General features: G+C 62.6%; 27 protein-coding genes. 13 read left to right on the forward strand and 14 right to left on the reverse strand.

Going from position 1 to position 23886, the window contains the following annotated elements; genetic code table 11:
* Window positions 1–5: 5 nt before the first annotated feature.
* The 10 genes from F3H98_RS22560 to F3H98_RS22605 form a co-directional block, all read right to left on the reverse strand.
* A complete protein-coding gene (locus F3H98_RS22560) occupies window positions 6–1208 on the reverse strand; it encodes a flagellar basal body P-ring protein FlgI (protein WP_149762585.1) in 1203 nt (400 codons plus the stop codon).
* Entirely contained in the window at window positions 1205–1609 is a 405-nt protein-coding gene (gene flgA, locus F3H98_RS22565; RefSeq protein ID WP_280178022.1) for a flagellar basal body P-ring formation chaperone FlgA, read from the reverse strand. Before flgA ends, F3H98_RS22560 begins: the two co-directional genes overlap by 4 nt.
* A 75-nt stretch (window positions 1610–1684) precedes the next feature.
* Entirely contained in the window at window positions 1685–2473 is a 789-nt protein-coding gene (gene flgG / locus F3H98_RS22570; protein ID WP_149762587.1) for a flagellar basal-body rod protein FlgG, read from the reverse strand.
* Window positions 2474–2482: 9 nt separating this feature from the next.
* Window positions 2483–2803, reverse strand: coding sequence for a flagellar hook-basal body complex protein FliE (gene fliE, locus F3H98_RS22575; protein ID WP_149762588.1), 321 nt, complete (start codon window positions 2801–2803; stop codon window positions 2483–2485).
* Window positions 2803–3219 (reverse strand): flagellar basal body rod protein FlgC, encoded by a 417-nt coding sequence (gene flgC, locus F3H98_RS22580; protein ID WP_149762589.1) that lies wholly within the window; start codon window positions 3217–3219, stop codon window positions 2803–2805. Before flgC ends, fliE begins: the two co-directional genes overlap by 1 nt.
* Window position 3220: 1 nt before the next feature.
* Window positions 3221–3601, reverse strand: coding sequence for a flagellar basal body rod protein FlgB (gene flgB / locus F3H98_RS22585; RefSeq protein WP_149762590.1), 381 nt, complete (start codon window positions 3599–3601; stop codon window positions 3221–3223).
* Window positions 3602–3685: 84 nt separating this feature from the next.
* Complete coding sequence (locus tag F3H98_RS22590) at window positions 3686–4327, reverse strand: hypothetical protein (protein ID WP_149762591.1); 642 nt, start codon at window positions 4325–4327, stop codon at window positions 3686–3688.
* Complete coding sequence (gene fliI, locus F3H98_RS22595; RefSeq protein WP_149762592.1) at window positions 4308–5720, reverse strand: flagellar protein export ATPase FliI; 1413 nt, start codon at window positions 5718–5720, stop codon at window positions 4308–4310. Before fliI ends, F3H98_RS22590 begins: the two co-directional genes overlap by 20 nt.
* 12 nt (window positions 5721–5732) lie before the next feature.
* Entirely contained in the window at window positions 5733–6455 is a 723-nt protein-coding gene (gene flgF / locus F3H98_RS22600; RefSeq protein ID WP_149762593.1) for a flagellar basal-body rod protein FlgF, read from the reverse strand.
* A gap of 10 nt (window positions 6456–6465) precedes the next feature.
* Window positions 6466–7581 (reverse strand): DUF1217 domain-containing protein, encoded by a 1116-nt coding sequence (locus F3H98_RS22605; RefSeq protein WP_149762594.1) that lies wholly within the window; start codon window positions 7579–7581, stop codon window positions 6466–6468.
* 148 nt (window positions 7582–7729) lie between these two features.
* Here F3H98_RS22605 and motA point away from each other — a divergent pair, with 148 nt between their 5' ends.
* Genes motA through F3H98_RS22635 form a run of 6 tightly spaced genes read left to right on the forward strand, consistent with a single transcriptional unit; the run spans window position 7730 to window position 12609 of the window.
* Window positions 7730–8602, forward strand: coding sequence for a flagellar motor stator protein MotA (gene motA, locus F3H98_RS22610; RefSeq protein WP_149762595.1), 873 nt, complete (start codon window positions 7730–7732; stop codon window positions 8600–8602).
* Window positions 8603–8636: 34 nt separating this feature from the next.
* Window positions 8637–9575: a FliM/FliN family flagellar motor switch protein gene (locus F3H98_RS22615; protein ID WP_149762596.1), complete on the forward strand. Its 939-nt coding sequence runs from the start codon at window positions 8637–8639 to the stop codon at window positions 9573–9575.
* A 33-nt stretch (window positions 9576–9608) separates the two neighbouring features.
* Window positions 9609–9998, forward strand: coding sequence for a flagellar motor switch protein FliN (gene fliN / locus F3H98_RS22620; RefSeq protein ID WP_149762597.1), 390 nt, complete (start codon window positions 9609–9611; stop codon window positions 9996–9998).
* A 43-nt stretch (window positions 9999–10041) separates the two neighbouring features.
* Entirely contained in the window at window positions 10042–11052 is a 1011-nt protein-coding gene (locus F3H98_RS22625; RefSeq protein ID WP_149762598.1) for a flagellar motor switch protein FliG, read from the forward strand.
* 28 nt (window positions 11053–11080) lie between these two features.
* Window positions 11081–12172 (forward strand): flagellar biosynthesis protein FlhB, encoded by a 1092-nt coding sequence (gene flhB / locus F3H98_RS22630; RefSeq protein ID WP_149762599.1) that lies wholly within the window; start codon window positions 11081–11083, stop codon window positions 12170–12172.
* A complete protein-coding gene (locus F3H98_RS22635; RefSeq protein ID WP_149762600.1) occupies window positions 12169–12609 on the forward strand; it encodes a hypothetical protein in 441 nt (146 codons plus the stop codon). The genes flhB and F3H98_RS22635 overlap by 4 nt, the downstream gene beginning before the upstream one ends.
* Before the next feature lie 4 nt (window positions 12610–12613).
* Here F3H98_RS22635 and F3H98_RS22640 read toward each other — a convergent pair whose 3' ends face one another.
* The 3 genes from F3H98_RS22640 to F3H98_RS22650 form a co-directional block, all read right to left on the reverse strand.
* Window positions 12614–13372, reverse strand: a complete 759-nt coding sequence (locus tag F3H98_RS22640; RefSeq protein ID WP_244621850.1) for a helix-turn-helix transcriptional regulator — start codon at window positions 13370–13372, stop codon at window positions 12614–12616.
* Window positions 13372–14082, reverse strand: a complete 711-nt coding sequence (locus F3H98_RS22645; RefSeq protein WP_149762601.1) for a helix-turn-helix transcriptional regulator — start codon at window positions 14080–14082, stop codon at window positions 13372–13374. Before F3H98_RS22645 ends, F3H98_RS22640 begins: the two co-directional genes overlap by 1 nt.
* A gap of 316 nt (window positions 14083–14398) precedes the next feature.
* Window positions 14399–15448: a LacI family transcriptional regulator gene (locus F3H98_RS22650; protein WP_149762602.1), complete on the reverse strand. Its 1050-nt coding sequence runs from the start codon at window positions 15446–15448 to the stop codon at window positions 14399–14401.
* 240 nt (window positions 15449–15688) lie between these two features.
* Here F3H98_RS22650 and F3H98_RS22655 point away from each other — a divergent pair, with 240 nt between their 5' ends.
* The 6 genes from F3H98_RS22655 (at window position 15689) to F3H98_RS22680 (ending at window position 21664) form a co-directional block, all read left to right on the forward strand.
* Window positions 15689–16942: an ABC transporter substrate-binding protein gene (locus F3H98_RS22655; protein ID WP_149762603.1), complete on the forward strand. Its 1254-nt coding sequence runs from the start codon at window positions 15689–15691 to the stop codon at window positions 16940–16942.
* 118 nt (window positions 16943–17060) lie between these two features.
* On the forward strand, window positions 17061–17942 hold the full coding sequence (locus F3H98_RS22660; RefSeq protein ID WP_149762604.1) for a carbohydrate ABC transporter permease: 882 nt from the start codon (window positions 17061–17063) through the stop codon (window positions 17940–17942).
* Window positions 17939–18820 (forward strand): carbohydrate ABC transporter permease, encoded by an 882-nt coding sequence (locus F3H98_RS22665; RefSeq protein ID WP_149762605.1) that lies wholly within the window; start codon window positions 17939–17941, stop codon window positions 18818–18820. Before F3H98_RS22660 ends, F3H98_RS22665 begins: the two co-directional genes overlap by 4 nt.
* 2 nt (window positions 18821–18822) lie before the next feature.
* Window positions 18823–19938 carry an ABC transporter ATP-binding protein gene (locus tag F3H98_RS22670; protein WP_149762606.1) on the forward strand — a complete coding sequence of 372 codons (1116 nt, stop codon included), beginning with the start codon at window positions 18823–18825 and terminating at the stop codon, window positions 19936–19938.
* An 8-nt stretch (window positions 19939–19946) separates the two neighbouring features.
* Window positions 19947–20978, forward strand: a complete 1032-nt coding sequence (locus tag F3H98_RS22675) for an aldose epimerase family protein (RefSeq protein ID WP_149762607.1) — start codon at window positions 19947–19949, stop codon at window positions 20976–20978.
* Window positions 20975–21664 (forward strand): D-lyxose/D-mannose family sugar isomerase, encoded by a 690-nt coding sequence (locus F3H98_RS22680; protein WP_149762608.1) that lies wholly within the window; start codon window positions 20975–20977, stop codon window positions 21662–21664. The genes F3H98_RS22675 and F3H98_RS22680 overlap by 4 nt, the downstream gene beginning before the upstream one ends.
* A 169-nt stretch (window positions 21665–21833) precedes the next feature.
* Here the strand turns inward: F3H98_RS22680 and F3H98_RS22685 are convergent, their stop codons facing one another.
* Window positions 21834–22778, reverse strand: a complete 945-nt coding sequence (locus tag F3H98_RS22685; protein WP_149762609.1) for a phytanoyl-CoA dioxygenase family protein — start codon at window positions 22776–22778, stop codon at window positions 21834–21836.
* A 128-nt stretch (window positions 22779–22906) separates the two neighbouring features.
* Here F3H98_RS22685 and F3H98_RS22690 point away from each other — a divergent pair, with 128 nt between their 5' ends.
* Window positions 22907–23776: a helix-turn-helix domain-containing protein gene (locus tag F3H98_RS22690; protein WP_149762610.1), complete on the forward strand. Its 870-nt coding sequence runs from the start codon at window positions 22907–22909 to the stop codon at window positions 23774–23776.
* Window positions 23777–23886: the final 110 nt, after the last annotated feature.

The following is a 23886-nucleotide window of genomic DNA, read 5'->3' on the forward strand; positions in this document are numbered from 1 at the left end:
CGCACCTATTGCACGACGAGATCGGCTTGCAGGGCGCCTGCCGATTTGATGCCCTGCAGGATGGCGATGATGCCGTCAGGCTTCACGCCAAGGCGATTGAGGCCGGCAACCAGCGTCTCCAGATCGGGTCCGTCGAGAAGGGCGACCTTGGAATCGGGCCGATCGGCCTGAATATCCGTGAAGGGCTCCTCCGCCGTCTGGCCGCGCGAGAACGGCTCGGGCTGGACAACCCGCGGCATCTCCTTGATCCGCACCGTCAGGGTGCCGTGGCTGATCGCGACCTTCGAAATCCGGACATCCTGGCCGATGACGATGGTGCCGGTGCGCTCGTCGATGACGACGCGCGCCGGTGCATCCGTGGCGACGACCAGGTTTTCCAGCTCGGCGAAGAAACGGGCAGGGGAAATGCCCTTCGGCTTGTTGATCAGGACCGTGCGTGCATCCTGCTCGGACGCGAGGCGCTTGCCGAAGCGCTGCCTGGAATATTCGTTGATCGCATCGGCAATCATCACCGCGGTGGAGAAATCGGGATTGCGCAGCTGCAATGTTAGCGTACCGAGATCCGCGAATTCGGCGGCGACCTGCCGCTCGACGATGGCGCCGTTGGGCACCCTGCCGGCGGTCGGCACGCCTTGCGTCAGCGTCTCGGCGTCGCCTTGCGCGCTGAAACCGGAAACCGAGACGGGACCTTGGGCCACGGCATAGATCTCGCCGTCGGCGGCCTTGAGCGGCGTCATGATCAGGGTGCCGCCGGTGAGCGACGTGGCATCGCCGAGCGACGAGACGGTTACGTCGATGCGGGCGCCCGACTGGACGAAGGGCGGCATGTTGGCGGTAACGATGACCGCGGCGACATTCTTGGCGCGCGAACGGCCGCCCTCGGTGGCGATGCCGAGATTTTCGAGCATCGCTCGGATGGACTGCTCGGTGAAAGGCGAATTGCGCAGGCTGTCGCCAGAACCCGACAGGCCGATGACCAGACCGTAGCCGACCAATTGGTTGTCGCGGGCGCTTTGCAGCATCGCGATGTCCTTGATGCGCGATATCGGACCGCTGGAAGGACGAAACTGTACTTCTCCACCGCTGTAATCGGCGGCGAGTTGCTGGTTTTTGCCGGCGCCCTGGGCGGGTTTGCCGTCGGGTCCGTCGGCATGGCCGGCGGTGAGGCCGACAAGTGTGGCCAGGAGCAGAACGAATGCACGCTTCATGTGGCGCCGACCCGGATGGTTCCGTCGGCCATCACCGTGCCGGTGAAAGTGTTGCCGCTGTCGATATTGCGGACCTTCACGACATCGCCGGCCGAACCAGGCTGCAAGGTCACCGCACTCGCCGAAATCGTCAGCCCGCCATGTACAAACATCACCTGCACGGCGGCACCCTGTTCGACCAGATAGGCATCGCGCACCGCGTTGACAGCAATGAAGCGGCCGGGCAGCAAGGTACGCCGCGCGACCTTGCCTTCGACCTGCTCGACGACGGTTGCAACGGTGGAGAGGTCGCGATTCCGGTTGGTGACCGGGACTTCTCGCAGCACATCGAGGCCGATCGTCTCGCCGGGATAGACGACACGGTTGGTGACCACGGCGATCTCCTGTGCGACCGCCGGCATGGCAAACGCCAGCAGCGCCAACCCGGCGCTTGCGAGAGGTCTTGCGATGCTGGTTCGGCGGAGTGGCACGGCCGGCTACCGGATGTTCTTGGACACGACAGCGGCCATTTCGTCGGCCGCCTGGATGACTTTCGAATTCATTTCATAGGCGCGCTGCGCCGAGATCAGCTCGGTGATTTCCTTGACCGGATCGACATTGGAGTTTTCGAGATAACCCTGTTCCACCGTCGCATAGCCTGGGTCGCCGGGTACGCCGACATTGGCGGGGCCGGATGCCGGGGTTTCCTTAAACAGATTGTCTCCGAGCGGTGCGAGGCCGGCTTCGTTGGCGAAGGTAGCCAGCGTCAGCTGGCCGAGGTCCTGGAGATCTGCCTGATCGTCAAACCGTGCGAACACCTGGCCGCTCTTGTTGACGATGACTTCGACCGCGTCGGCGGGAACATTGATCGCCGGGACGACGGGGAAACCGTCTATCGTAACGAGCTGGCCATTGGCGTTGGTGTTGAAGGCGCCGGCGCGGCTGTAGAGTGTCTCGCCGTCGGCGCCTTCAATCTGGAACCAGCCGGTGCCGGTCAGCGCGAGATCGAATTTGTTGCCGGTACTGGTCAGCGATCCTTCGATGTGCACGTTGCGGATGGCCGAGGTCTTGACGCCGAGGCCAATGCTCACGCCTTCCGGGACAATGTTCTCGTTGGCGCGGTTCGGTACACCCTGCGGCCGGTCGACCTGATAGAGTAGGTCGGTAAATTCGGCTCGGGCGCGCTTGAAGCCCGTCGTGTTGATGTTGGCGATGTTGTTGGCGATGACTTCGAGGTTTGTCTGCTGGGCGTTCATGCCCGTGGCGGCGATGGCTAGCGCTTTCATCGTGGTTCCTCAGATCGCCATACGGCTGACTTCGAGATAGGCGGCTACGATCTTGTCGCGGATGGCGACCGCAGCCTGTAGCGATTGCTCGGCGTTCATGACCGCGTCGACCACGTCGCGGGTCTGGATGTCGCCACCCTGCAGCGTCTGCACGGAAAGCTGTTCGGCGTGCTGAAGATTACCAACTGCGGTTGTGGCGGCATCCGCCAGCGCCGTCGCGAAGGAGCCACCGACGCTCACACCACCTGCAGCGCCCGCTCCAATCTCGGATACGCCGGCCGGTTCTTTGACCTTGCCAGCGCCGTCGAGCATGCCGATACCGGTGATCATTACTGGTTCCTCATCAGGTCTATGGTCATGGAGATCAGGTCACGGGCCTGCTTGATGGATTGAAGATTGGCTTCGTAGCCTCGGTTTGCCTCGCGCATGTCGGCCATTTCGACCAGTACGTTTACGTTGGGCATCTTGACGTAGCCGTTTTCGTCGGCGGCCTCGTGGCCGGGCTGAAACTCGACCGGAAAGGCGCCCTGATCGCGCGAGACCGATGTCACGTCGACGACGGTGCCGCCGCTGGCGCGGTCGACCTCGGCCGCGAAAGTGATCGTCTTGCGCCGGTAGGGCTCGGCTCCCGGGGTCTCTCCGGTAGATTGCGCGTTGGCAAGGTTTTCCGAGACGATGCGCAGCCGCTCCGACTGGGCGGTCATGCCCGACGCGGCAACCTTGAGTGCTGTCGACAACGGATCCATGTCAGGCCTTCAGGCTCATCAACGTCATGCGATGGAAGGCCTTGACGATCGCCGTGTTCAGTTCGAACGAGCGGCGGACGTCACCGGCCTTCATCAGTTCGGTTTCCATTACGACGCTGTTTTCGGAGGGCATGACCGCGGTGTCGTTTTCCTCGCTGCGCACGGCTATGCCGCTGCCGCCGACCCCGAGTGAGATGTGGCGCGGATCGGTCGCCCTCATTGCGACGCTCTTGGAATCGAGCACTTTTTCGAAAGGCTCGACATCGGCGGCCCGGTAGCCCGGCGTGTTCACATTGGCGATGTTGCCGGCGACGGTCGACTGGCGCACCGAGAGCCAGCGCGCTTGCTGGGCGGCAAGGTCAAAAAGAGAAACAGGCTGCATGGCAAATCCCCCGGAGAGATAGATTGAGGTTAGGGGATCAGTCTTGCGTGGACCTTGCGGTCGGGCGTCCGGGCCTGGGTGCAATCAACGGTCGAGTTCGATTACCTGGTCGGCGGTGGTGACCAGCACCCATCGGCCTTCGCGCTGCTCAATCGCCGCGACACGGCTGTTGTCAGGCAGGCGCGAGCCCGGTTGCACGACGAACAGCCCGCTGTCGTCCTCGATCATGGCACGGCCATTGGCGGCGAAGACCAGCTTGAATTCCTCGCCTGCGGCCGGGAACGGCTGCTCGCGAAGGCCTGGCGGCGGCACGCCTGCTTCATCAGGTTCTTTCGGCAATGTTCCCGTAGCGAGCAGGTCGAGCCCGGAAGGCGGGATCTCCGCAGACTCGCTTGGCGCGCCGACCCGCTCCGGCTGTATCGCAAGTTCGACCGGACCGTCAGCCTGGCCGCCGCCTTCGAACTTGATGGCGCGGATACCGAACTGCTCCTGGTTGAAGAAGATGTACCAGGGGAACAGCGCGCAGAGGAGCCCAAGCCCGATGCCCAGGCCCGCGACCACGAAGTCGCCCCGCCCGGTTGCGTATCTCTTTTCAGCGGTGAACGCCGGGCGCGGCTTGGGCTTGCGGCGAAACAGGCGGCTGGCTGTCTGGCCTTGTTCCTTCTCCAACATCTTGCGCATGCGCAGGATCATGGCAGCCATGCCGTCAGCTTGCTTGTCCGACATTCGGCTTCTCCTTCCCCCTCAGATGACGCGCCAGATCCGAAAAGGGATCGGCCGACGGAGGATCCTTTGGCGATTGCATCAACCCTTCGTAGATCAGCGGCACCTGGCGCACCACCATGTCGAGTTCCGGGTCGGCGCCGCTCTGGTAGGCGCCGAGCAGGCGGATGTCGCGCGTATCCTCGTACCGCGCGATCATCGCGCGCAGCCGCGACACCAGCCCCCGCTGGTCCTCGCTCCAGGCCTTGCCGGCCAGGCGCGAAATCGACGACAGCGGATTGACCGGCGGGTAACGACCTTGCTCGGCCAGCGCGCGGTCGAGAACGACGTGGCCGTCGAGGATGCCGCGCACGGAGTCGGCCACCGGGTCGTTGTGATCGTCGCCGTCGACCAGCACGGAGAGAATGGCGGTGATTGAACCGGCGCCGTCGATGCCTGGTCCGGCACGCTCCAGAAGTTTCGGAAGATCGGTGAAGACCGATGCGGGATAGCCCCGCGCCACCGGCGGTTCGCCGGTGCCGGTTGCGACTTCGCGCAATGCGTGGGCGAAGCGGGTGATCGAATCGAGCACCAGGAGGACGCGGTCGCCGCGCTGGCAAAAATGCTCCGCCACCCGCATCGCGGTGCCGGGCGCGCGCTTGCGCATCATGGCGCTCTCGTCGCTGGTCGCCACGACGGCAACCGTCTTGGCCATGCTCTTGGCGCCGATCGTGTCTTCGAGGAATTCGCGAACTTCGCGGCCGCGTTCGCCGACCAGCGCGACGACGACGGTGTCGAACGCGTCGGCTCCAGCCAGCATGGCGAGCAGGGTCGATTTGCCAACGCCTGAGCCTGCAAAGACGCCGAGCCGCTGGCCGAAGCACAGTGGCGTAAAGATGTCGATGACCCGGACACCGGTCAGGAACGCTGTGCCGACACGCTGCCGTTCGAGCGCGCCGGGCACGCCGGCGTGCGCTGTCGTCGACGCATCACCGATGGCGAGCGGCGCCTTGCCGTCGATGGGGCGCCCAAGCGCGTCGATCACGCGGCCACGCCAGGAATGGTCGGGTATGACTTCGAAGGCGCCGCGATTGAAGACGGTGTCGCCGACGCCTGCATCGGCGGCCTTGCCGTAGGGAGCAACGAGAACTTCATCAGGCCCGATCTGGACGATCTCGCCGGTCCTCGCACCGCCATTGCTGCGGTGCTCCACGATATCGCCAAGACGTGCGCTGTCGGACAAGCCACGCACCTTGTAGTGTGTCGGCGACACTTCCGTGATGCGGCCGCCACGGCGGATCAGCGTGCGTTCATCCGAGAACTGGCGATAGAGGCGGTCGAGGACGACCAGCGCATTGTCGCCCGCGGGCACTGGCCTTGCGGGTTCTTGCTCCACGGCAGGCAGGGGCAGGCTCATCCTTCAGACAGCCTATCGCGAGCCAAGCGTCTTGATGGCGTCGTCGAATGCGGTTTCGGTGTCGCGGATCATCGCGCCGGCGTTCTCGAACGCGCGCTGTACCATGATCAGGCGGGTCATCTCGAGCACCGGATTGACATTGGAGTCCTCGACAAAGCCCTGGACGACGCCAATGTCGGTACGATCCACCACCGGTTCGGGCTGGGTCGCGGGAACGACGCCGGAGTTTCCGTATCGTGTGAAATTCGGCCCCGGATTGAAGTCGAAGAGGCCGATAGCGCCGGCCGCCTGGCCGTTCTGGTACAGCGCCCCGTCACGTCCGGCGACAGGCGCGCCGCCGCGCGGATCGAGCTGGAGCGGCGCGCCGCCGGCGTCAAGAACCGGATGGCCCTCATGCGTCACCAGTTGGCCGGTCTCGGTCATGCTGAAGCGGCCGTCGCGTGTCATAACCGTGCCGGCCGGGGTAGAGATGCCGAACCAGGCATCGCCCTGGACGGCGAAATCGAAAGGATTGCCCGTTTGGCGCATCGAACCCGAAATCTGGGAAAGATAGGTATCGCCGGCGGAAGTGAACGATACCGACTTCTGGCCGACGCCCGACACCACATCCTCGAATTTCACGCCGGTGGCGCGGTACCCGACAGTGCCAAGATTGGCGACGTTGTCGGCAATCGTGGTCATCCGCTTCTCGAGTGCGATCTGCGAGGAAAGGGCGACGTAAAGGCCGTTCTGCATTGTGGTCCCGTCAGCGTTTCATCTGCTGGATCGCCAGCAACGTGTTGGTTGAGATACCGAGTTCGACTGGCTGGTAGAGGATGGCGATGGACGGCTGCGACGATGTGGAATTGGAGACCTCCCAGAGGCTGGTGAAGCGCGTCAGGAACTTGCCGAGCTTTTCCGGGTCGGTGAAATCGTCGATGTTCAGCTTTTCATCGAACAGCTTGGCTTGGCGGTCGATGTCGGACGCAGCGAATGAATCGGGCAGGCCGAGCGCCGTCCGCACCACCTTGGCCAGCGCCGGATCGGCAAGAATATCGTAGAAATTGTTGATGCCGGGAGCCTTGCGCTCGAAATAGAGCGCCAGCCGCACGCCCTCGTTCTGGACGCCGGCATCTTCTTCGAGCGTCTGGCGCATGTATTTGGCGACGGCGGGCTGCTGCGCCGGATTATAGGTCGTGGCGTTTTCGCCGTTAGCCTCGAAGTCGAATGCCGCGGCAAACGTCGCGTACTTCCGGTCTATCATGCTGTTGGCAAAGCTGTTCGGATCGCGGATGCCGCCCTCCAGGACCTTCCTCATCATCTCCTTGTTGTCGATGGAGGATTCAATGCCGTAGGCCTTCATGGCGAAGGCATACAACCGGTCGTTCGCCATGAACTCGTCGATCGATTTCACCTTGGAGATGTTGGCGAGGTAGTAGTTGGACTCGTCCTGAACCGCCTTGGATTGGGGGTTCCCGCCTTCCAGGGACACCTGGTTCAGATAGTTACTGACCGCCTCGTGCTGGGCTTTCGTGTAGACGGTGGTCATCTCGCCCATCGCCGCGAAGTTGAAGCTCTTGACGAATTCGGCGTAACGCTTGTCGGTCAGCTTGTTGGCGAAGCTGTTGGGGTCCGAGACGCCTTCCGTCAGCGCCTTCTTGATGAAGGCCTTGGCGTAGGACATGGCTTCCAGCCCGTGGGCTTTCATCGCATATCTGTAGAGCCGGTCATCCTTGAGGAAGTCGTCGATCGACTTCACCTTGCCGATGTTGGCGAGGTAGTATGCGGTGTCGCGCTGCACGCCGGGCTGCGCCTCGACGCGGTCGATGGATTTTGCCAGGTCGCGAGTGATCAGCTGATAGCTGAGATAGGTGTTGACCACGGTTTTTGAGCCTCCGGCCGAAGCATTTCAGCGAATGTACGGAAGCTTGCTTGCGCGAAGCTGGTTCGCGTATCGCGCGTCCTTTCAAGCTTCACACAAGGCACGCGCGTTAGGTGTTGCCGAACGTTAGAGTCTGGAAGGTCGCGACGTGGGCATTCTGATTGGATTGGTGGTGACGCTCGGCTGTGTGCTTGGCGGCTTCATGGCGATGGGCGGGCACATCGAAGTGCTGATGCAGCCCTGGGAGCTTGTCATCATCGGCGGCGCCGCACTCGGCACCTTTCTGGTTGCCAATCCGATTGCGACCGTGAAGGACACCGGCAAGGCCTGCCTGGAGGCGTTCAAACACGCCGTTCCGAAGGAAACCGACTATCTCGAGACGCTTGGCGTCCTGCACAGCCTGATGCGCGAACTGCGCACCAAGACGCGCAGCGAGGTCGAGGCGCATATCGACAACCCGATGGAATCGGCGGTCTTCCAGGCGTTTCCGACCGTGCTCAAGAATCACGACCTGACGCATTTCATTTGCGACTACTGCCGCATCATCATCATCGGCAACGCGCGCTCGCATGAGATCGAGGCGCTGATGGATGAGGAAATCCAGGTCATCCGCGCCGATAAGCTGAAATGCTATCATGCGTTGGTGGCGATGGGCGACGGCCTGCCGGCGCTCGGTATCGTCGCGGCCGTCCTCGGCGTCGTCAAGGCGATGGGGGCCCTCGACCAATCGCCGGAAATCCTCGGCGCGCTGATCGGCGCAGCGCTGGTCGGCACGTTCCTCGGCATCTTCCTTTCCTATGCGGTGGTCGGGCCGATCGCCACCAAGATCAAGATCGTCCGCGAGAAGAAGAACCGTCTCTACATCATCGTGAAGCAGACGCTGATCGCCTATCTCAACGGCTCGCTGCCGCAGGTGGCGATCGAGTTCGGCCGCAAGACGATCTCGGCTTACGACCGCCCGTCGATCGACGCCGTCGAACAGAGCACCCTCAACAACGGCGAAGTAAAGAAGGCGGCCTGACCCATGACATGCGCCAAAGCGGAGCGGATGTGACATGGCCAGTCCCGCAAGCCCCGCAGATACCAGAGCCTTCATCATCGAGCGCCTCGTTGGCGACCGCGGCGACAACGCCAACGTTGTCGAAGCCGGGCGGGCGCTCGGCGCCCGCGCGCTGCCGCTGTTCTCGGATGGCCTCAACGGGTCGTTGTCGTCGCCTGTGACAATCGAGCTCAAGAGCGTCGACGTTTCGCGCCTTTCTGAAGTGAAGCCGCAGGACACCAGCCGCTTCGCGATGACCATTGGTGCTTCGCCGATGTCGTCCGACGCGCTGGTGATGTTGATAGACGCGGATGCCATAGCGGTGGTGGTCTCAGCGCTTTTCGGCGGCGATCCGGACCTGCCGATAACCCCGATTGCCAGGGAACTCTCGCCAACCGAGCTCGAAGTCGCCGGTATCGTGTTTCAGGAGGTCGCTACCTCGGTGAACGGCTGGGGCGCGCGCGCGCTCAACGTCAAGTTCCCACTGCCGACGGCGCTCACCGGAACCGAGTTGAAGCGGAAGATCTTCCGCGATGGGCCGGCCGTGCGGCTGGTTTTCTCGATCGCCATCGGCGAAACGATCGGAACCTTGCAGTTGCACATGCCGCAGCGCGTGCTCATGCATCGGACGGGAGGCAAGGCGGCGGAAGCCGAACCGGCGGTGGCCGAAGATTGGCGCCAGCGCTTCAATGACGAAGTCATGCGCTCGAAGGTCGAGCTTGAGGCGACTATGCCGCTGCAGCGGATGACGCTCGGCGATCTCGCCAACCTGCAGGCGGGCCAGGTCATCGAACTTGAGCCGAACGCCCAGTCGGAGGCGCGGCTTTCGGCGCGCAAGAAAACGCTGTTCGTATGCGAGTTCGGCAAACTCGGCCAAAACTATACCGTTCGCGTCAAGAGCCCCTTCGACGAGGACAAGGATTTCATGGATGGTTTGCTGCCCGGCCAAGGTTGAGCGGAACCCAAAAATGCGGAACTGGAGAGCGCGATGAGTCAGACAGCGGCGGCCACCGAACACGACGTTCAGGAAGAGCAGCTCAACAAGGCGATCGAGGAACTGCGCGGTGTGCTGAAGGAAGAGGAGAACCGGCCTGGTGCAAAGCCTGGCGCTGATGCCTCCGCGCGCAACGCCGGCGTGATCATGAACATCCCGGTCGACGTGCAGATCGTGCTCGGCAGCGCGGAGATGCAGGTGTCAGAGTTGATGGCGCTTCAGAAGGGATCGACGGTCGCGCTCAACCGGCGCATCGGCGAGCCGGTCGACGTGGTCGTGAACGGACGCAAGATCGCCAAGGGCGAGATCACGGTGCTCGAAAACGATGCGTCGCGATTCGGTATCCGTCTGACCGAGATCATCAGCGCGGCGAAGCCGGCCTGATGATCTCCCGTCTGCCCAGTCCAGTTCCCAGCATGGTGCCGACATGAGCCAGATCGCTGCTTTGACACGGGCTCAGAAGGCCGCCGCCATCCTGGTGGCGATGGGCAAGCCGTCGGCCAGCCGCCTCTTGAAATTCTTCAAGCAGGAGGAACTGAGGGCACTGATCGAGGGAGCGCGCCTGCTGCGCACCATCCCGCAAAGCGATCTCGAGAAGATCGTCGCCGAATTCGAGGCGGAGTTCACTGAAGGTGCCGGCCTTCTCGATTCCGCCGACAAGATGGACACCATACTCAACGAGTCGCTCTCGCCCGAAGAGGTCAGCGCCCTGATGGGCAACGAGGCGCCTGTCGTCAAGCAGGAAGGCCCCCCGTCGGTGTGGCCGCAGCTCGAAAAACTCGAGCCGGTGAGGCTTGGTGTGTTCCTTGCCAGCGAGCACCCGCAGACAGCTGCCATGGTACTGTCCAAGCTGGCGCCGTCAGCTTCGGCCAACGTGCTCCTGACCCTGGAAAAGCCGGTGCGCAGCGACATCATCAAACGCCTGATGACAATGACCAGCGTTCCGGACGCGGCCATCCGCGTTGTCGAGAACCAGATTCGCACGCGCGTCTTGACCGATACCGGCGGCAAGGACATTTCCGCCGGACAGGCGCGTGTCGCCAGCGTGCTCAACGAGCTGGACAAGACACAGCTCGACGAGTTCATGAAGGAGCTCGAAGAGTTCGGCACTGGCGATCTCGATGGTGTCCGGGCCCGCCTGTTCGCCTTCGAAGACATAGAACTCCTGACCCAGAAGGCGCGCACCGCGCTGTTTGACGGCATCTCGACGGAGATCGTTACGCTGGCGTTGCGTGGCGCGCCAACGGGGCTTGCCGAATCCATCCTGTCGGCGATCAGCCAGCGCTCGCGCAGGATGGTCGAGTCGGAGCTTAACAGCAGCGCCGAAGGAATTCCCCAGGACGACATCAATCGCGCCCGCAAGACGATCGCGACCACGGCCATCCGCATGGCAAGCGAAGGCGCGTTCACGCTGCCTTTTGTCCAAGACGCAGCCTGACTGCCGCTGACCCCCGTTTAGGTGCGCCATGTCCGATGCAGTCGACAAAGACAGCAAAACAGAAGAAGCAACCGAGAAGAAAATCCAGGATACGATCGAGAAGGGCAAGGTAGCCCACTCGAAGGAAGCGCCGCTGCTCGCTTCGTTCATCGCGATCCTGGTGTTCGCGGTCTTTTTCGCGCAGGAGGACATCGCGCGTCTTGGCATGTTCCTGGCAATGTTTCTGGAAAAGCCGGAAGCATGGCCGCTGGCTACCGAACACGATGTGGTGGCGCTTTATCGCATCGTGCTGGTCGAGATCGCACGGATGCTGGGCGCGATGATGATCCTGCTGATCGCCGCCGGCGTGATCGCATCCGTCATTCAGCATGCGCCGGCCTTTGTGCTCGAGCGTATCCGCCCGCAGGCGTCGCGAATCTCGCTCTCGGGGGGCTGGAAGCGACTGTTCGGCGCGCAAGGCATCGCCGAATTTATCAAATCGCTTGGCAAGCTGTGCTTCGTGATTGCTGTGCTGGCTTTTGCCGTGGGCGAGGCCAGGCATCAATTGCTCTCGGGGATGATCACCAATCCCGTGGTCTTCGGCCTGGTCATCCGCGACGTCGCCATCGACGTCCTGGTTTCCATCACCCTTGTTATGACGGCGATCGCCGTCGCCGACCTGATCTGGTCACGCTTCCACTGGCGGCAGGAACTACGGATGACACGTCAGGAGGTGAAGGACGAACACAAGCAGAGCGACGGCGACCCGATTATCAAGTCGCGCATGCGGTCGCTGGCACGCGACCGCGCCCGCAACCGCATGATGGGCGCGGTGCCGAACGCCACGCTGGTCATCGCCAACCCGACGCACTTTGCCATCGCGTTGAAATATGTGCGCGACGAGGATGCGGCGCCGGTCGTTCTGGCCAAGGGGCAGGATCTCGTCGCGCTGAAGATCAGGGAAATCGCGGAGGCCAATGGCATCCCGGTTTTCGAGGACGTCGCTCTCGCCCGCTCCATGTACAAACAAGTTTCGGTCGATAGCATGATCCCAGCTCAATTCTACCAGGCGGTCGCGGAACTCGTGCGCATCGTCTACGGAAACAAATCGAAAGCGTCGCCGCGCAGAGGGACGACATGAACCGTCAGCCGCATTCCAACAGCCGCGAGATCATCGTGGCAAACGCCATCCAACAGGTCGTCAGCGAGCTGAGGCTGGTCGACGTCGCCGACTACATCGCGTTCATTCGCCTGGAGAGTCTGGCCTGCATCGCCGATATCGTGGATTCGGCGGCGGAGCTCTATTTCATGCCGGGTACCATTAGGCTCGGCCATGGCGGAGAAGCGCATGTCGGCTGGACGGCGTATCCGAGCATAGTGCTCGATCTCGAGCTCAGGCCACGCGGCGCAACCGTCTACTTCCAGCTGACGCTGACCGCCGAGCACGCATCGGTAGAGGTCAATTACGTGGCGTTCGACGATGCGTCGCCGGACCCGGACGACAATACCGCATTCCTCGAAAGGACGCTGGAGGACGCGCGGATCCGCAAGACCGCGCCGCTGCGCCTCGCTGGATAGCCGGCTACTCGATCAGGCTGAGCCGCAGCGCCTTGGCGACCGCATGCATGCGGTTGACGGCATTCAGCTTCTGGGTGGCGTTGCTGAGGTACTGGTTGGCAGTGTGGACGGAAAGGCCGAGCAATCTGGCGATGTCATCGCTGGTATGGCCGTTTGCCGTCAGCCGCAGGCATTCGAGTTCACGTTTGGAAATCGACGGCGCCGCGCGATGTTCCGACGACCGTAGCCGGGCGACAGCGCCGAACAGCGCGAAACTACGCGCGTGTACGTCGCAAAGAGACGGCTCGTCGATGATGATGGAGGAACCCATGAAGAGCACGATGCCGAACTGGCCATGCTCCGCCTGGACCGGAAACGCCAGGCCCGAAGTGCCGGGAAGGCATGGTTCGGTCTCGACAGCCCAGGCGAGCTGGCGGAAACCGGCGGCCGATGCTGAGGCAGTGTTGGACGACCACCAGAACGGCGCCGGCGAAACCAGCGCGTGTTTGACGATGATCTCGCCGGATCTAATCGACAAAAGTTTCGTTGTCGCCGCTATGCTCGGATATTCGGCGTCGAAGCAAGGCACCAGACGGCCCCGCTCCACCGACGGGCCGATCAGGAAAACCGCGCACTCGGCAGCGTTGATGTCGGCGGCGATGATGCGGCAGCGCCGCGCCGCGTCATTCATCGAAACGGCAGGCTGGATTTTCGGCGGCGGAGGGATTGCACCGGTGGTCCGATAATCGCTGCCCGGGCGGGTTTGGCTCGCGGTTGCTACCATTAGATGATGCCGTTCCTGATTGCGGTCGCTATGGCCATTGCGCGATTGCTGGCGGCGAACTTCTGGATCGCGTGGGTGATGTAGCTGTTCACGGTGTTGGACGAGACGCCGAGTATGACAGCCACCTCGTCCGTGGTCTTGCCCTCCGATACCCAAAGCAGGCATTCGCGCTCGCGATCGGACAGCGGGTCCTGATGAGCGGCCCCCGCCAGCAGATGTGGAATCTGCGCCAGCGCGTAGGAGCATTGCAATTGCAGTCTCCAGAGCGCCTGCAGGTCGATCCGCTCCGGCAGCTTTGAGGAAACCAGCAGGAAGGCGTGCGAGCGGACGACGTTGAGCCGCATGCAATAGAGTTCGGAATGACCGTTGCGGTGGAGCAGGAAGGCTTGCTCCGAGGACAGGATCGTCGGTCCCGCGGATGCCTGGTCCGTCCGTATCGAACGTGGCCGCAGGCCGGCCGATGTTGTGTAGGCGCTTTGCGCGATGACTGCGATCAGGCCCTGCCCAATGGCCTGGATCGTATCGTAGATCCAGTTCGAGCTGATGATGCGCACATCGCTTTTGTCCTGGTCATGCAGCACGGTGACCAGCATGTAGCTGTCGGCGCCACAGTCGCGGCATGCCCGGCCGAGAAAGTCGCTTAAATCGCCGCGGGTGGCCAGGTTGCTGGCGGCGGCGGACTTTCCTTCTTGCGCGGCGAGGGTTGTCATTGGACCAATGCTGGAATCGATTTCGACTTCCGGTCTTGGCTGCGCCACTCCCGAAATTCACACACGCACACTGTTTACGAAGACGACGCCCCGAAGGACTACGGCACCCGACAATCCGGAATCCCAAGATACCGCTGCGAAACCATCCGCGCTGGCCCCGGGATTGGCCCGGTCCGAGTTGCATTTCAGAGGTTCGCCGCGCCCCCGAGGCTCGGCTGATTCGGGTCTAATTTAACCTCAGAGGAATCAGACATCAAACCCTCATGTCAAACTTTAATATTTTGTTTACACAGCTCACGAAAGGCCGGCGCAAGCGTCAGGTCAATTGGCTGAAATTCAACCGCGGCTGCTGCAGGGACTGTAAATCCTCAGCGGGTTCGTCGGCGATGCGACGCAGGAGCAGTCGGCCCATCTGACGCCCGGCATCGGCGATGTCCTCGTAGATCGTGTCGATGCGCGGCCGGATCAGGTTGAAGAGGCCAGATGTCTGCTTGGCGACGATGTCGACGTCGGAACCCGCCACCAGTCCGCGGTCGCTCAGTGCTGCCATCACAGCGAGGGCAGAGACTTCGCCGCCACAGATGTAGCCGTCCGGCGGGTTCGGTTCGGCGGTACGGTAAAACACCTGCGCCTGGATGTCGGCCGACGGACTGTCGAGGTCAACGCCTTCGGCGATTTCGAAGTCGATGCCGCTTTCGCGCACGGCGCTCATGAAGCCGTACTGGATGTGCTGGAAGAACGTGAACCGGCGCGGCGGCAAAATGATTGCCAGGCGCTTCCGGCCTTTGGCGATCAGCCGCTTGGTCGCCTCATAGGCGAAGCTGAAGTTGTTGTAGTCGACATAGGGATGGGCGGCGGTTAGCTCGGTGCGCCCGTGGCAGATAAAGGGGAAACCGTTCTCGGTCAGCAGCTTGACGCGGGCGTCGAAGGGTTCGGTGCGCGAGAAGACGATGCCGTCCGCCATGCGGTTGCGCATGATGTAGCGCACCGGGTCGATGGCCGGCACATTGGCAAAGTGCGGCGTGATGACCAGATGATAGGACGTGTCGCGAAGCGCATCAGTGAGGCCGCTGACCAGCGAGCTGCCGAAGCCGAGGATTTCATCGTGCGGGTCGAGCACCAGGCTGATCACATTGGTGCGCCCGGTGCGGAGCCGCTGCGCCGCGCGGTCGGGCAGGTAGCCGATCTCGGCGGCGACGCGCTGAACCTTTTCGCGCGTCTCCAATGCGATCTGCGGTGCGCCGCCGAGCGCCCGCGACACGGTGGTCACGGCAAGGCCGGTCAGTTCGGCGATCGTGCGCAGCGTCGGCTTGCCGGAGCCGTCGTCGCCCGTTTCGCGCTTTCCCGTGCTTTCGGTTCCGTCCATTCGTCTCTCGTGTTCCGGCGACCGGTATCGCGCATGGGACTTATATCGTTATAATTGGAAATGCAGAGCTTGCAAATGCGGGTGATGGGCTACTTCTTCACTAGAAATAGTAATTAAATTTCAAATATTTGATTACCGGTGGCGGAAACTCTGCAGGGGTGGCTTGACTCAAGGGGGAATTATATCGTTATAAATTTCCCAGCCGGCCCGACATGAGGCTAGGCCTTTTGGGAGGATTCCATGTCATTCAACAAAGTTGTGAAGCTTGCCGCAGGCGCGGCCGTGCTCGCGCTCAGCCTTGGCAGCGCCAAGGCGGCGGACAATGTCGAGGTTCTGCACTGGTGGACGTCGGGCGGCGAAGCAGCCGCGCTTGACGTGCTGAAGAAGGATCTCGAATCGAAGGGCGTCACCTGGGCCGACATGCCGGTTGCCGGCGGCGGCGGCGAAGCCGCGATGACGGCCCTGCGCGCGCGCGTCACCGCGGAAAACCCACCGACGGCCGTGCAGGCGCTCGGCTTCGACATCACCGACTGGGCCAAGCAGGGCGTTGTCGGCGACCTTTCGGAAGTCGCTACGGCCGAGGGCTGGGACAAGGTCGTCCCGACCGCGCTGCAGAACTTCTCCAAATATGACGGCAAGTGGATCGCTGCCCCGGTCAACGTGCACTCGACCAACTGGGTCTGGATCTCCAAGAAGGCGCTGGATGCGGCGGGCGGCAAAGAGCCGGCGAACTGGGACGAGTTCATCGCCATGCTCGACAAGATGAAGGCAAACGGCATCACGCCGCTCGCTCACGGCGGCCAGCCCTGGCAGGATGCGACGCTGTTCGACGCAGTCGTGCTGTCGCTCGGGACCGACTTCTACAAGGCGTCGATGATCGATCTTGACCCGGCCGCCCTCAGTGGCGACAAGATGAAGGAAGCCTTCGGGCGCATGGAGAAGCTGCGTTCCTACGTTGACGACAACTTCTCCGGCCGCGACTGGAACCTCGCGTCGGCGATGGTGATCGAAGGCAAGGGCGGCGCCCAGATGATGGGCGACTGGGCCAAGGGCGAGTTCCTCAAAGCCGGCCAGAAGCCGGGCACCGACTTTGTTTGCATCCGCTTTCCCGGCACCCAGGGTGCGGTCACGTTCAACTCCGACCAGTTCATGATGTTCAAGGTCGGAGACGACAAGAAGAAGGCGCAACTGATGATGGCCTCGGCCATCGAGGACCCTAAGTTCCAGTCGGCCTTCAACGTGGTCAAGGGTTCGGTCCCGGCACGCACCGACGTGCCGAACACCGATTTCGACGATTGCGGCAAGAAGGGCATGGCCGACCTGGCCGAGGCCAACGAGAAGGGCACGCTGTTCGGTTCCATGGCGCATGGCCATGCGGTTCCGGCGTCGATCAAGAACGCGATGTATGACGTCATCACGCGCCACTTCAACGGGGAGATCACCACGGACGCTGCTCCGGCCGAATTCGCAGCGGCGGTCGAAGCGGCCAAGTAGCCAAATACGCGCGGCGCAGCGCCTAGGCGCTGCGCCATTCATCGCGGGGCATCCGGGACAGGTTTCCGGGCGCCCCGCCTTTCCTGCATCGGCGCGCCGGTGCCCGCGGAGCCACCGCATGCCGACCCGTGTACAGCTGCAGAATGCCATCCCGAAACTGGTGCTTGCACCGAGCTTCGCGGCGATACTCGTCTTCGTCTACGCATTTATCTTTTACACGGGTTACCTGTCGCTGACCGATTCCAAGATGCTGCCGTCTTACGGCTTCGTCGGCCTCGAAAACTACGAGAAGCTGTGGAAGCTGCCGCATTGGTGGCGCGCGGTGACCAACCTTGCCATTTTCGGTTCGCTCTACATCGTGATCTGTTCGGTGCTCGGCCTGCTGCTGGCGATCCTGCTTGACCAGAAGATCCGTGCGGAAGGTTTTTTGCGGCCGATCTACCTCTATCCGATGGCGCTTTCCTTCATCGTCACGGGCACGGCCTGGAAGTGGTTCCTCGATCCCGGCATCGGGCTGGAAAGCGTCATGCACCACTGGGGCTGGGAAAGCTTTTCATTCACCTGGATCAAGGACCGCCAGATGGCGATCTACACCGTGGTCATCGCCGCGGTCTGGCAATCGTCGGGTTTCGTGATGGCAATGTTCCTGGCCGGCCTGCGCGGCGTCGACAACGAGATCATCAAGGCGGCGCAGATAGATGGCGCCTCGACGGCGACGATCTACCGCCGCATCATCATTCCTCTGATGCGGCCGGTGTTCCTGTCGGCTTTCGTGGTGCTCGCGCACCTCGCCATCAAGTCGTACGACCTGGTCGTGGCGCTGACCGGCGGCGGGCCGGGGCAGGCGACCGAATTGCCGGCCACCTTCATGTACTCCTACACCTTCACCCGCAACTCGATGGGCATCGGCGCCTCGTCGGCGATCATCATGCTGGTGATGATCTTCTCCATCATCATCCCCTATCTCTATTCGGAACTGCGCGGAGGGCCGCGCCAATGAGCCAGGCCTCACCCGACAATGCGGTGCGCACGAACGTTCCCGCCCGCGTCGCCATCTACATCGCGCTGATCCTGTTTGCGGTCTACTACCTGCTGCCGTTCTACGTGATGGTCGTCAATTCGCTGAAGCCGCTCGACGAAATACGCGGCGGCAACATGCTGGCGCTGCCGCAGCAGTTGACGTTCGAACCGTGGTCAAGCGCGTGGTCGACGGCACAGATCGGCGTCCAGGCAACCGGGCTGAAACCATACTTCCTGAACTCGATCCTGATGGTGGTGCCGGCCGTCGCCATCTCGACGCTGCTCGGCGCGCTCAACGGTTTCGTGCTGACCAAGTGGCGGTTTCGCGGCGACAACACGATTTTCGGGCTGATGCTGCTTGCCTGCTTCATCCCGTTCCAGATCGCTCTCATCCCGGCCGCGCGCATTCTCGGCCTTCTAGGCATCGCCGGCACGACGCAAGGCCTGGTGCTCATCCACGTCGTCTATGGCCTGGGTTTCACCACGCTGTTCTTCCGCAACTACTACGCGGCATTTCCGACCGAGCTGGTGAAGGCCGCGCAGATCGACGGCGCGACGTTCTTCCAGATTTTCCGGCGGATCCTGTTGCCGTCGTCGGGGCCGATCATCGTGGTCACGGTGATCTGGCAATTCACCAACATCTGGAACGATTTCCTGTTCGGCGCCTCGTTCGGCGATTTCGACTCCCAGCCGATGACCGTCGCTCTCAACAATCTCGTCAGTTCGTCGAGCGGCGTGAAGGAATACAACGTGCATTTTGCCGGCGCGATACTGGCGGCGCTGCCGACGCTGGTCGTCTACATCGTGTCGGGACGCTATTTCGTGCGCGGCCTGATGGCTGGCGCTGTGAAGGGATAAACATGGCGTTTCTCGAAATCCGCAATCTCGAAAAGTCGTTCGGCAAGGTCTCGGTGCTGAAAGGCATCGACCTCGAGATCGACAAGGGCGGCTTCCTGGTGCTCGTCGGGCCGTCAGGCTGCGGCAAGTCGACATTGCTGAACTCAATCGCCGGGCTGGAGACGATTACCGGCGGGTCGATCAGCATCGACGGACGCGGCATCGACGGGCTGCACCCTTCGAAGCGCGATATCGCCATGGTATTCCAGTCCTACGCGCTCTATCCCAACATGACTGTGGCGCAGAACATCGCCTTCGGCATGGAAATCCGCGGCGTGCCCAAGGCCGTGCGTGATAAGGCGATCGGCCAGGTATCGGACATGCTGCAGATAGGTCATCTGCTCGACCGTCGGCCGAGCCAGCTTTCCGGCGGCCAGCGCCAGCGCGTCGCCATCGGCCGGGCGCTGGTGCGGGACCCGAAGCTTTTTCTGTTCGACGAACCGCTGTCCAACCTCGACGCCAAGCTGCGCGTCGACATGCGCACCGAGATCAAGCGGCTGCACCAGCGCATGGGCACCACCATCGTCTACGTCACCCACGACCAGATCGAGGCGATGACGCTCGCCACCAAGATCGCTGTACTGAAGGACGGGCTCCTGCAGCAGTCCGGCACTCCGGCCGAGATCTACAACAACCCCGCCAACACCTTCGTCGCCGACTTCATGGGATCGCCGGCGATGAACCTGGTTCCGGTGGCGGTTCACAAGAACGGATCCGGAGTGGCGATCTCGGCCGAGCGCGACAACCTCGAACCCCTGGTCCTCACCGTGCCGAACGCGCCTGCAGGCCTCGCCGGCCACGACGGAGGCAAAGTGATCTTTGGCGTCCGGCCTGAAGCATTGACCGACCGCGACAGCGCCGACCGCAATGCCCGCAACATTGCCGAAGGCGAATGCCTGATCGAGGTGGTGGAGCCGGCCGGTTCCGACACCTTCGCCGTCACCCGCCTCGGCGGAAAACAAGTCACCGCGCGGCTGCGCGCCGACGCCAACGTCGCCGCCGGCCAGAAAGCGAAGCTCGCCTTCAACCTGGACAAGGCAGTTTTCTTCGACCCGGCCAGCGGCCAACGGATCGGGTGAGGCGAACCATGCCTTCGCCTGGCGTTCAGGCTGTTGCCGCGGAAGTTCGCGCTGGTGCCAAGCGCGACCCGCGCTGGCGCCTCGGCTGGGATCGCGGCCATGCCGAAATCTTCGCCACAGGTGCGGCGCTGCATAATCTCGTCTTCACCTTCGATGACGGTTCTTCCTTCCGGCCGCTGGCGGAAGCGCCGTGGATCGATGCGCCGGAACTGACAACGCAAGACCATATCCCGAACCATCTCAAATCGCTCGGCGGCGAATGGCCCTGCGTGCCGTTCGGCTCGACGGATATCGACCCGGACCACCATGGATTTGGCGCCGACAATCCCTGGCATGTCACCGCCGAAGCGGCGGGCGCGATCGAACTTGCCATCGACTATCCGCAAGACCACCCGGTCGCGCGGCTTGAACGGCGCATCCGCGGCGTCGCCGGAAGAACCGCGGTCGACCTGGAACTGACTGTCGTCACCCGCGAGGACTGCCTGCTGCCGGTGGGACTGCATCCGATTTTCCGGCTGCCGGACGCCGGCAAGCGCATGCATTTTTCGGTGGACGGGTTTTCGCGCGGGCATACTTTTCCCGGGGTTTTCGAACCCCATGTGTCGCGTCTTGCGGCGGGCAGGGAATTCGGTTCGCTGGACGCGGTGCCGCTGGCGGGCGGCGGCAGCGCCGACCTTTCGCAGCCACCGTCCGACCTGCGCGAAGAGATCGTTCTGATCGAAAGCGCCAATGGCGGGATGGCGCTCGGCTATCCCGACGATGGCTTTGCCGTGCGCCTCGAATGGAACCGCAGGGATTTCCCGGCGCTGGTGATGTGGCTTTCCGACCGCGGCCGCTCCACGCCGCCCTGGTCGAACCGGTTTCGTGGCGTCGGCATCGAGCCGGTCAACGGATTTTTCGATGGCACCGCGCTTGCGGGCCATGCGCCGGCAGGGCTGGCGCTGGGCAAACGGTTCTCCGCCGGCGAGCGATGGACCACGCATTATCGCATTTCGGCGTCGCGCATCGACGCCGGCCAATCACAGGGAAAAGCACGATGAAACGATCGCGTATCAACGAAATCATCCGCGAGGGCGATGCCTTCATCCGCTCGTTCGGCTACATCATGCCGCCTTTCGCCTACTGGTCGCCGGATGTGCTGAAGGAACGGCGGCCGGCCGGCATCGTCGACGCACGGCTCGGCTGGGACATCACCGACTATGGCCAGGAGAAATTCGACGAACTCGGGCTGTTCCTGTTCACGGTACGCAACGGCAGGGCCGAAGACCTGACGCGCGGCACCGGAATGCTCTACGCCGAAAAGATCATGATCTCTCGCAAGGACCAGCTTTCGCCGATGCACCGGCATATCGTGAAGGCCGAAGACATCATCAACCGCGGCGGCGGCAAGCTGGTGCTCGAGCTCTTCATGTCGCGTCCGGACGGCAGCGTCGACGACCAGGCCGAGGTTTCGGTGCCGACCGATGGCGTGGTCCGCACCATGCCGGCGGGCAGCCTGCTCAAGCTCGATCCGGGCGAGAGCGTGACCCTGTTGCCTGGCGTCTGGCATGCATTCTGGGGCGAGGGCGGCGACGTGCTGATCGGCGAAGTGTCGACAGTGAACGACGACCTGACCGACAACATCTTCGCGCAGAAGATCGGCCGGTTCTCGAACATCGAGGAGGATGAAGCGCCGCTCCACCTCCTCGTCTCCGATTATGACCGCTACATAGACGGCAAAGGCTGAGAGACCGTTGAAAATCCGTGATGGCGGGCTGCAAATGGCGATTTCTGCGCTTCCGGTGCTCACGTACCAAATGTACGCTGCGCTCCGGTTCTCGAAATCACCATTTTCGCCACGCCCTGACGGATTTTTCAAACGGTCTCTGATCAAGCCGATCCTTTCCGATTTGAGGTCAGTGCCAGTTCTTCAGGCCGAGCAGTTTTTCGCCGAGCGGCGAGAGCTTGGCCGTTTGCGCATTCTTCTTTTCCCAGTCGCGCGGGTCGCCCGGGAAGGAAGCCCGCTTCGGCGCTTCCAGGTCGCGCCATGAGCTGATGCGTTCGGTGCGCTCGACCAGATCGTCCTCGTCGGCCGGGAACATCGAAATATACTGCGCCATGCGGACGCGGTCCTTCGACCGGTTGGGCCGCACGCCATGCGCCAAAAGCGTGTTGAAGATCAGGAGGTCACCGGGGTTCATCTCGATATTGGTGATGGTCAGGCCGGTGAGGTCGGGATGATGCGGGTCGCGGTCCGTCGGCTGGGTCTTTTCCCATTCGTCGAAATTGGCAAACAATTCGGGAATGCACTGGAAGCCGCCGATGTCGCCATCCTGCCTGACCAGTGAAAGCACGCCCTGGACGCCGATCGGCAAGGGCCGCAGCGAGGTGTCGCTGTCCCAGTGGATAAAGCCGTTGACGTTGCCCGGCGTCTGCTTGGGCGGATTGAGATTGGCGCGGTCGATGGCGACCCACAGCTCTTCCATGTCCCAGATGTCGACGAAGGCGTCATAGACGCGCTGTACCTGGCGGTTATCCCAGAGATACTGGTGGTTGTAGATTTCCACCATGCCGGCGCCGTTCAGCTCCTTCATCTGGTGGTCGCGCCGCTGCGGCGCGTACCATGTCGACGGGTCGTTGGGATCCTTTTCGTCAAAGCGCCAAAGCAAATCCACGAGCCGCTGGACATGATCCTGCGGCACTGCATCGCGAACAATCACATAACCCTTGGTTGTCCAGTGCTCCCAGTCCGCCGGACTCAAGACCCGGAGCGGCAATTTCTTGACGATGTCCTTGAGCTGCGTGGTGACCTTCTTGGACGTCGGATGGCTGTCCTTCTTCAAATCGGTCGCGTGAGCCATGATCCTCTCCCATTTTGATCTGTCCGGTTGCGATGTCGGAGAAATATTAGCCCCTCGACCGGCGCAATGTTGTACTCGCCGTGCCGGTTCTGATACTATCTTGGCGTTCTCTTGGCGAAGTAGTCACAATGAAGCCGGTTCTTGAAAAGGTGCAGCCGTCGCCCGACGCCTCCTGGGCCATGCTCAACCGGCGGCTGGACGACGAAATTCCGTTTCAGTGGCACCACCACCCGGAGCTGGAATTGACGCTGACGCTCAACTCGCGCGGCCAGCGCTTCATCGGCGATCACATCGGGACCTATGAGGACGGCGATCTCGTGCTTATCGGACCGAACCTTCCACACACCTGGTCCTCGACGGAGAAGGTGGACGCCGGCGCGCCGCACGTCGCGCTGGTGATGTGGCTTCGGCCCGACTGGGCGAACGCGCTGAGCGAGACGTTCGTCGAGCTGAAGGCCATCGCGGCGATGCTGGAACGGGCGGTGACCGGGCTGGAATTCTCGCCCGATTTCGCCAGGCGGGTGCGGCCGATGATCGAGGATCTTTTCACGCGCGCGCCGGACGAACGGCTTCTTGGCCTGATGCAGGTTCTGAACATTCTGGCGCATGACCAGGACGCGCTGCCCTTGGCCAGCCGCAGAAGCGCGCCGGCCGTCACCGGCACCGACCGGACGCGGATCGACCGCGTCCTCGATCACATTCATATCCACTATGCGTCGGGATTGTCGTTGTCGGAACTGGCCGATGTCGCCGCTCTCAGTCCATCCGGCCTGCACCGGCTTTTCCGGCGCCATACGCATGTGTCGATCTCCGACTACATCATGCGGCTGAAGATTGGCGAAGCGTGCGCCATGCTGTCGGGCACGACAACGCCGATCGCGCATATTGCCGGCGCTGTCGGTTATCAGTCGCTCGCCAACTTCAACCGGCAGTTCAAGGCGCTGAAGGGTCTGACCCCGCGCGGCTATCGGCAAAGTTTTGGGACGACCGGCAAGTAACGTTCCTGGGCTGCGTGTCGTGTACCAAAGACCCCCTCGCCGGTTTGCTGCGCAAACCACCTCTCCCCCGGGGCGAGGACCCAGGCTGGAAAGGTGCCGGCGTCGCGGCA

Source organism: Neomesorhizobium albiziae, from assembly GCF_900114255.1.
Taxonomy (GTDB): Bacteria; Pseudomonadota; Alphaproteobacteria; order Rhizobiales; family Rhizobiaceae; genus Neomesorhizobium; species Neomesorhizobium albiziae.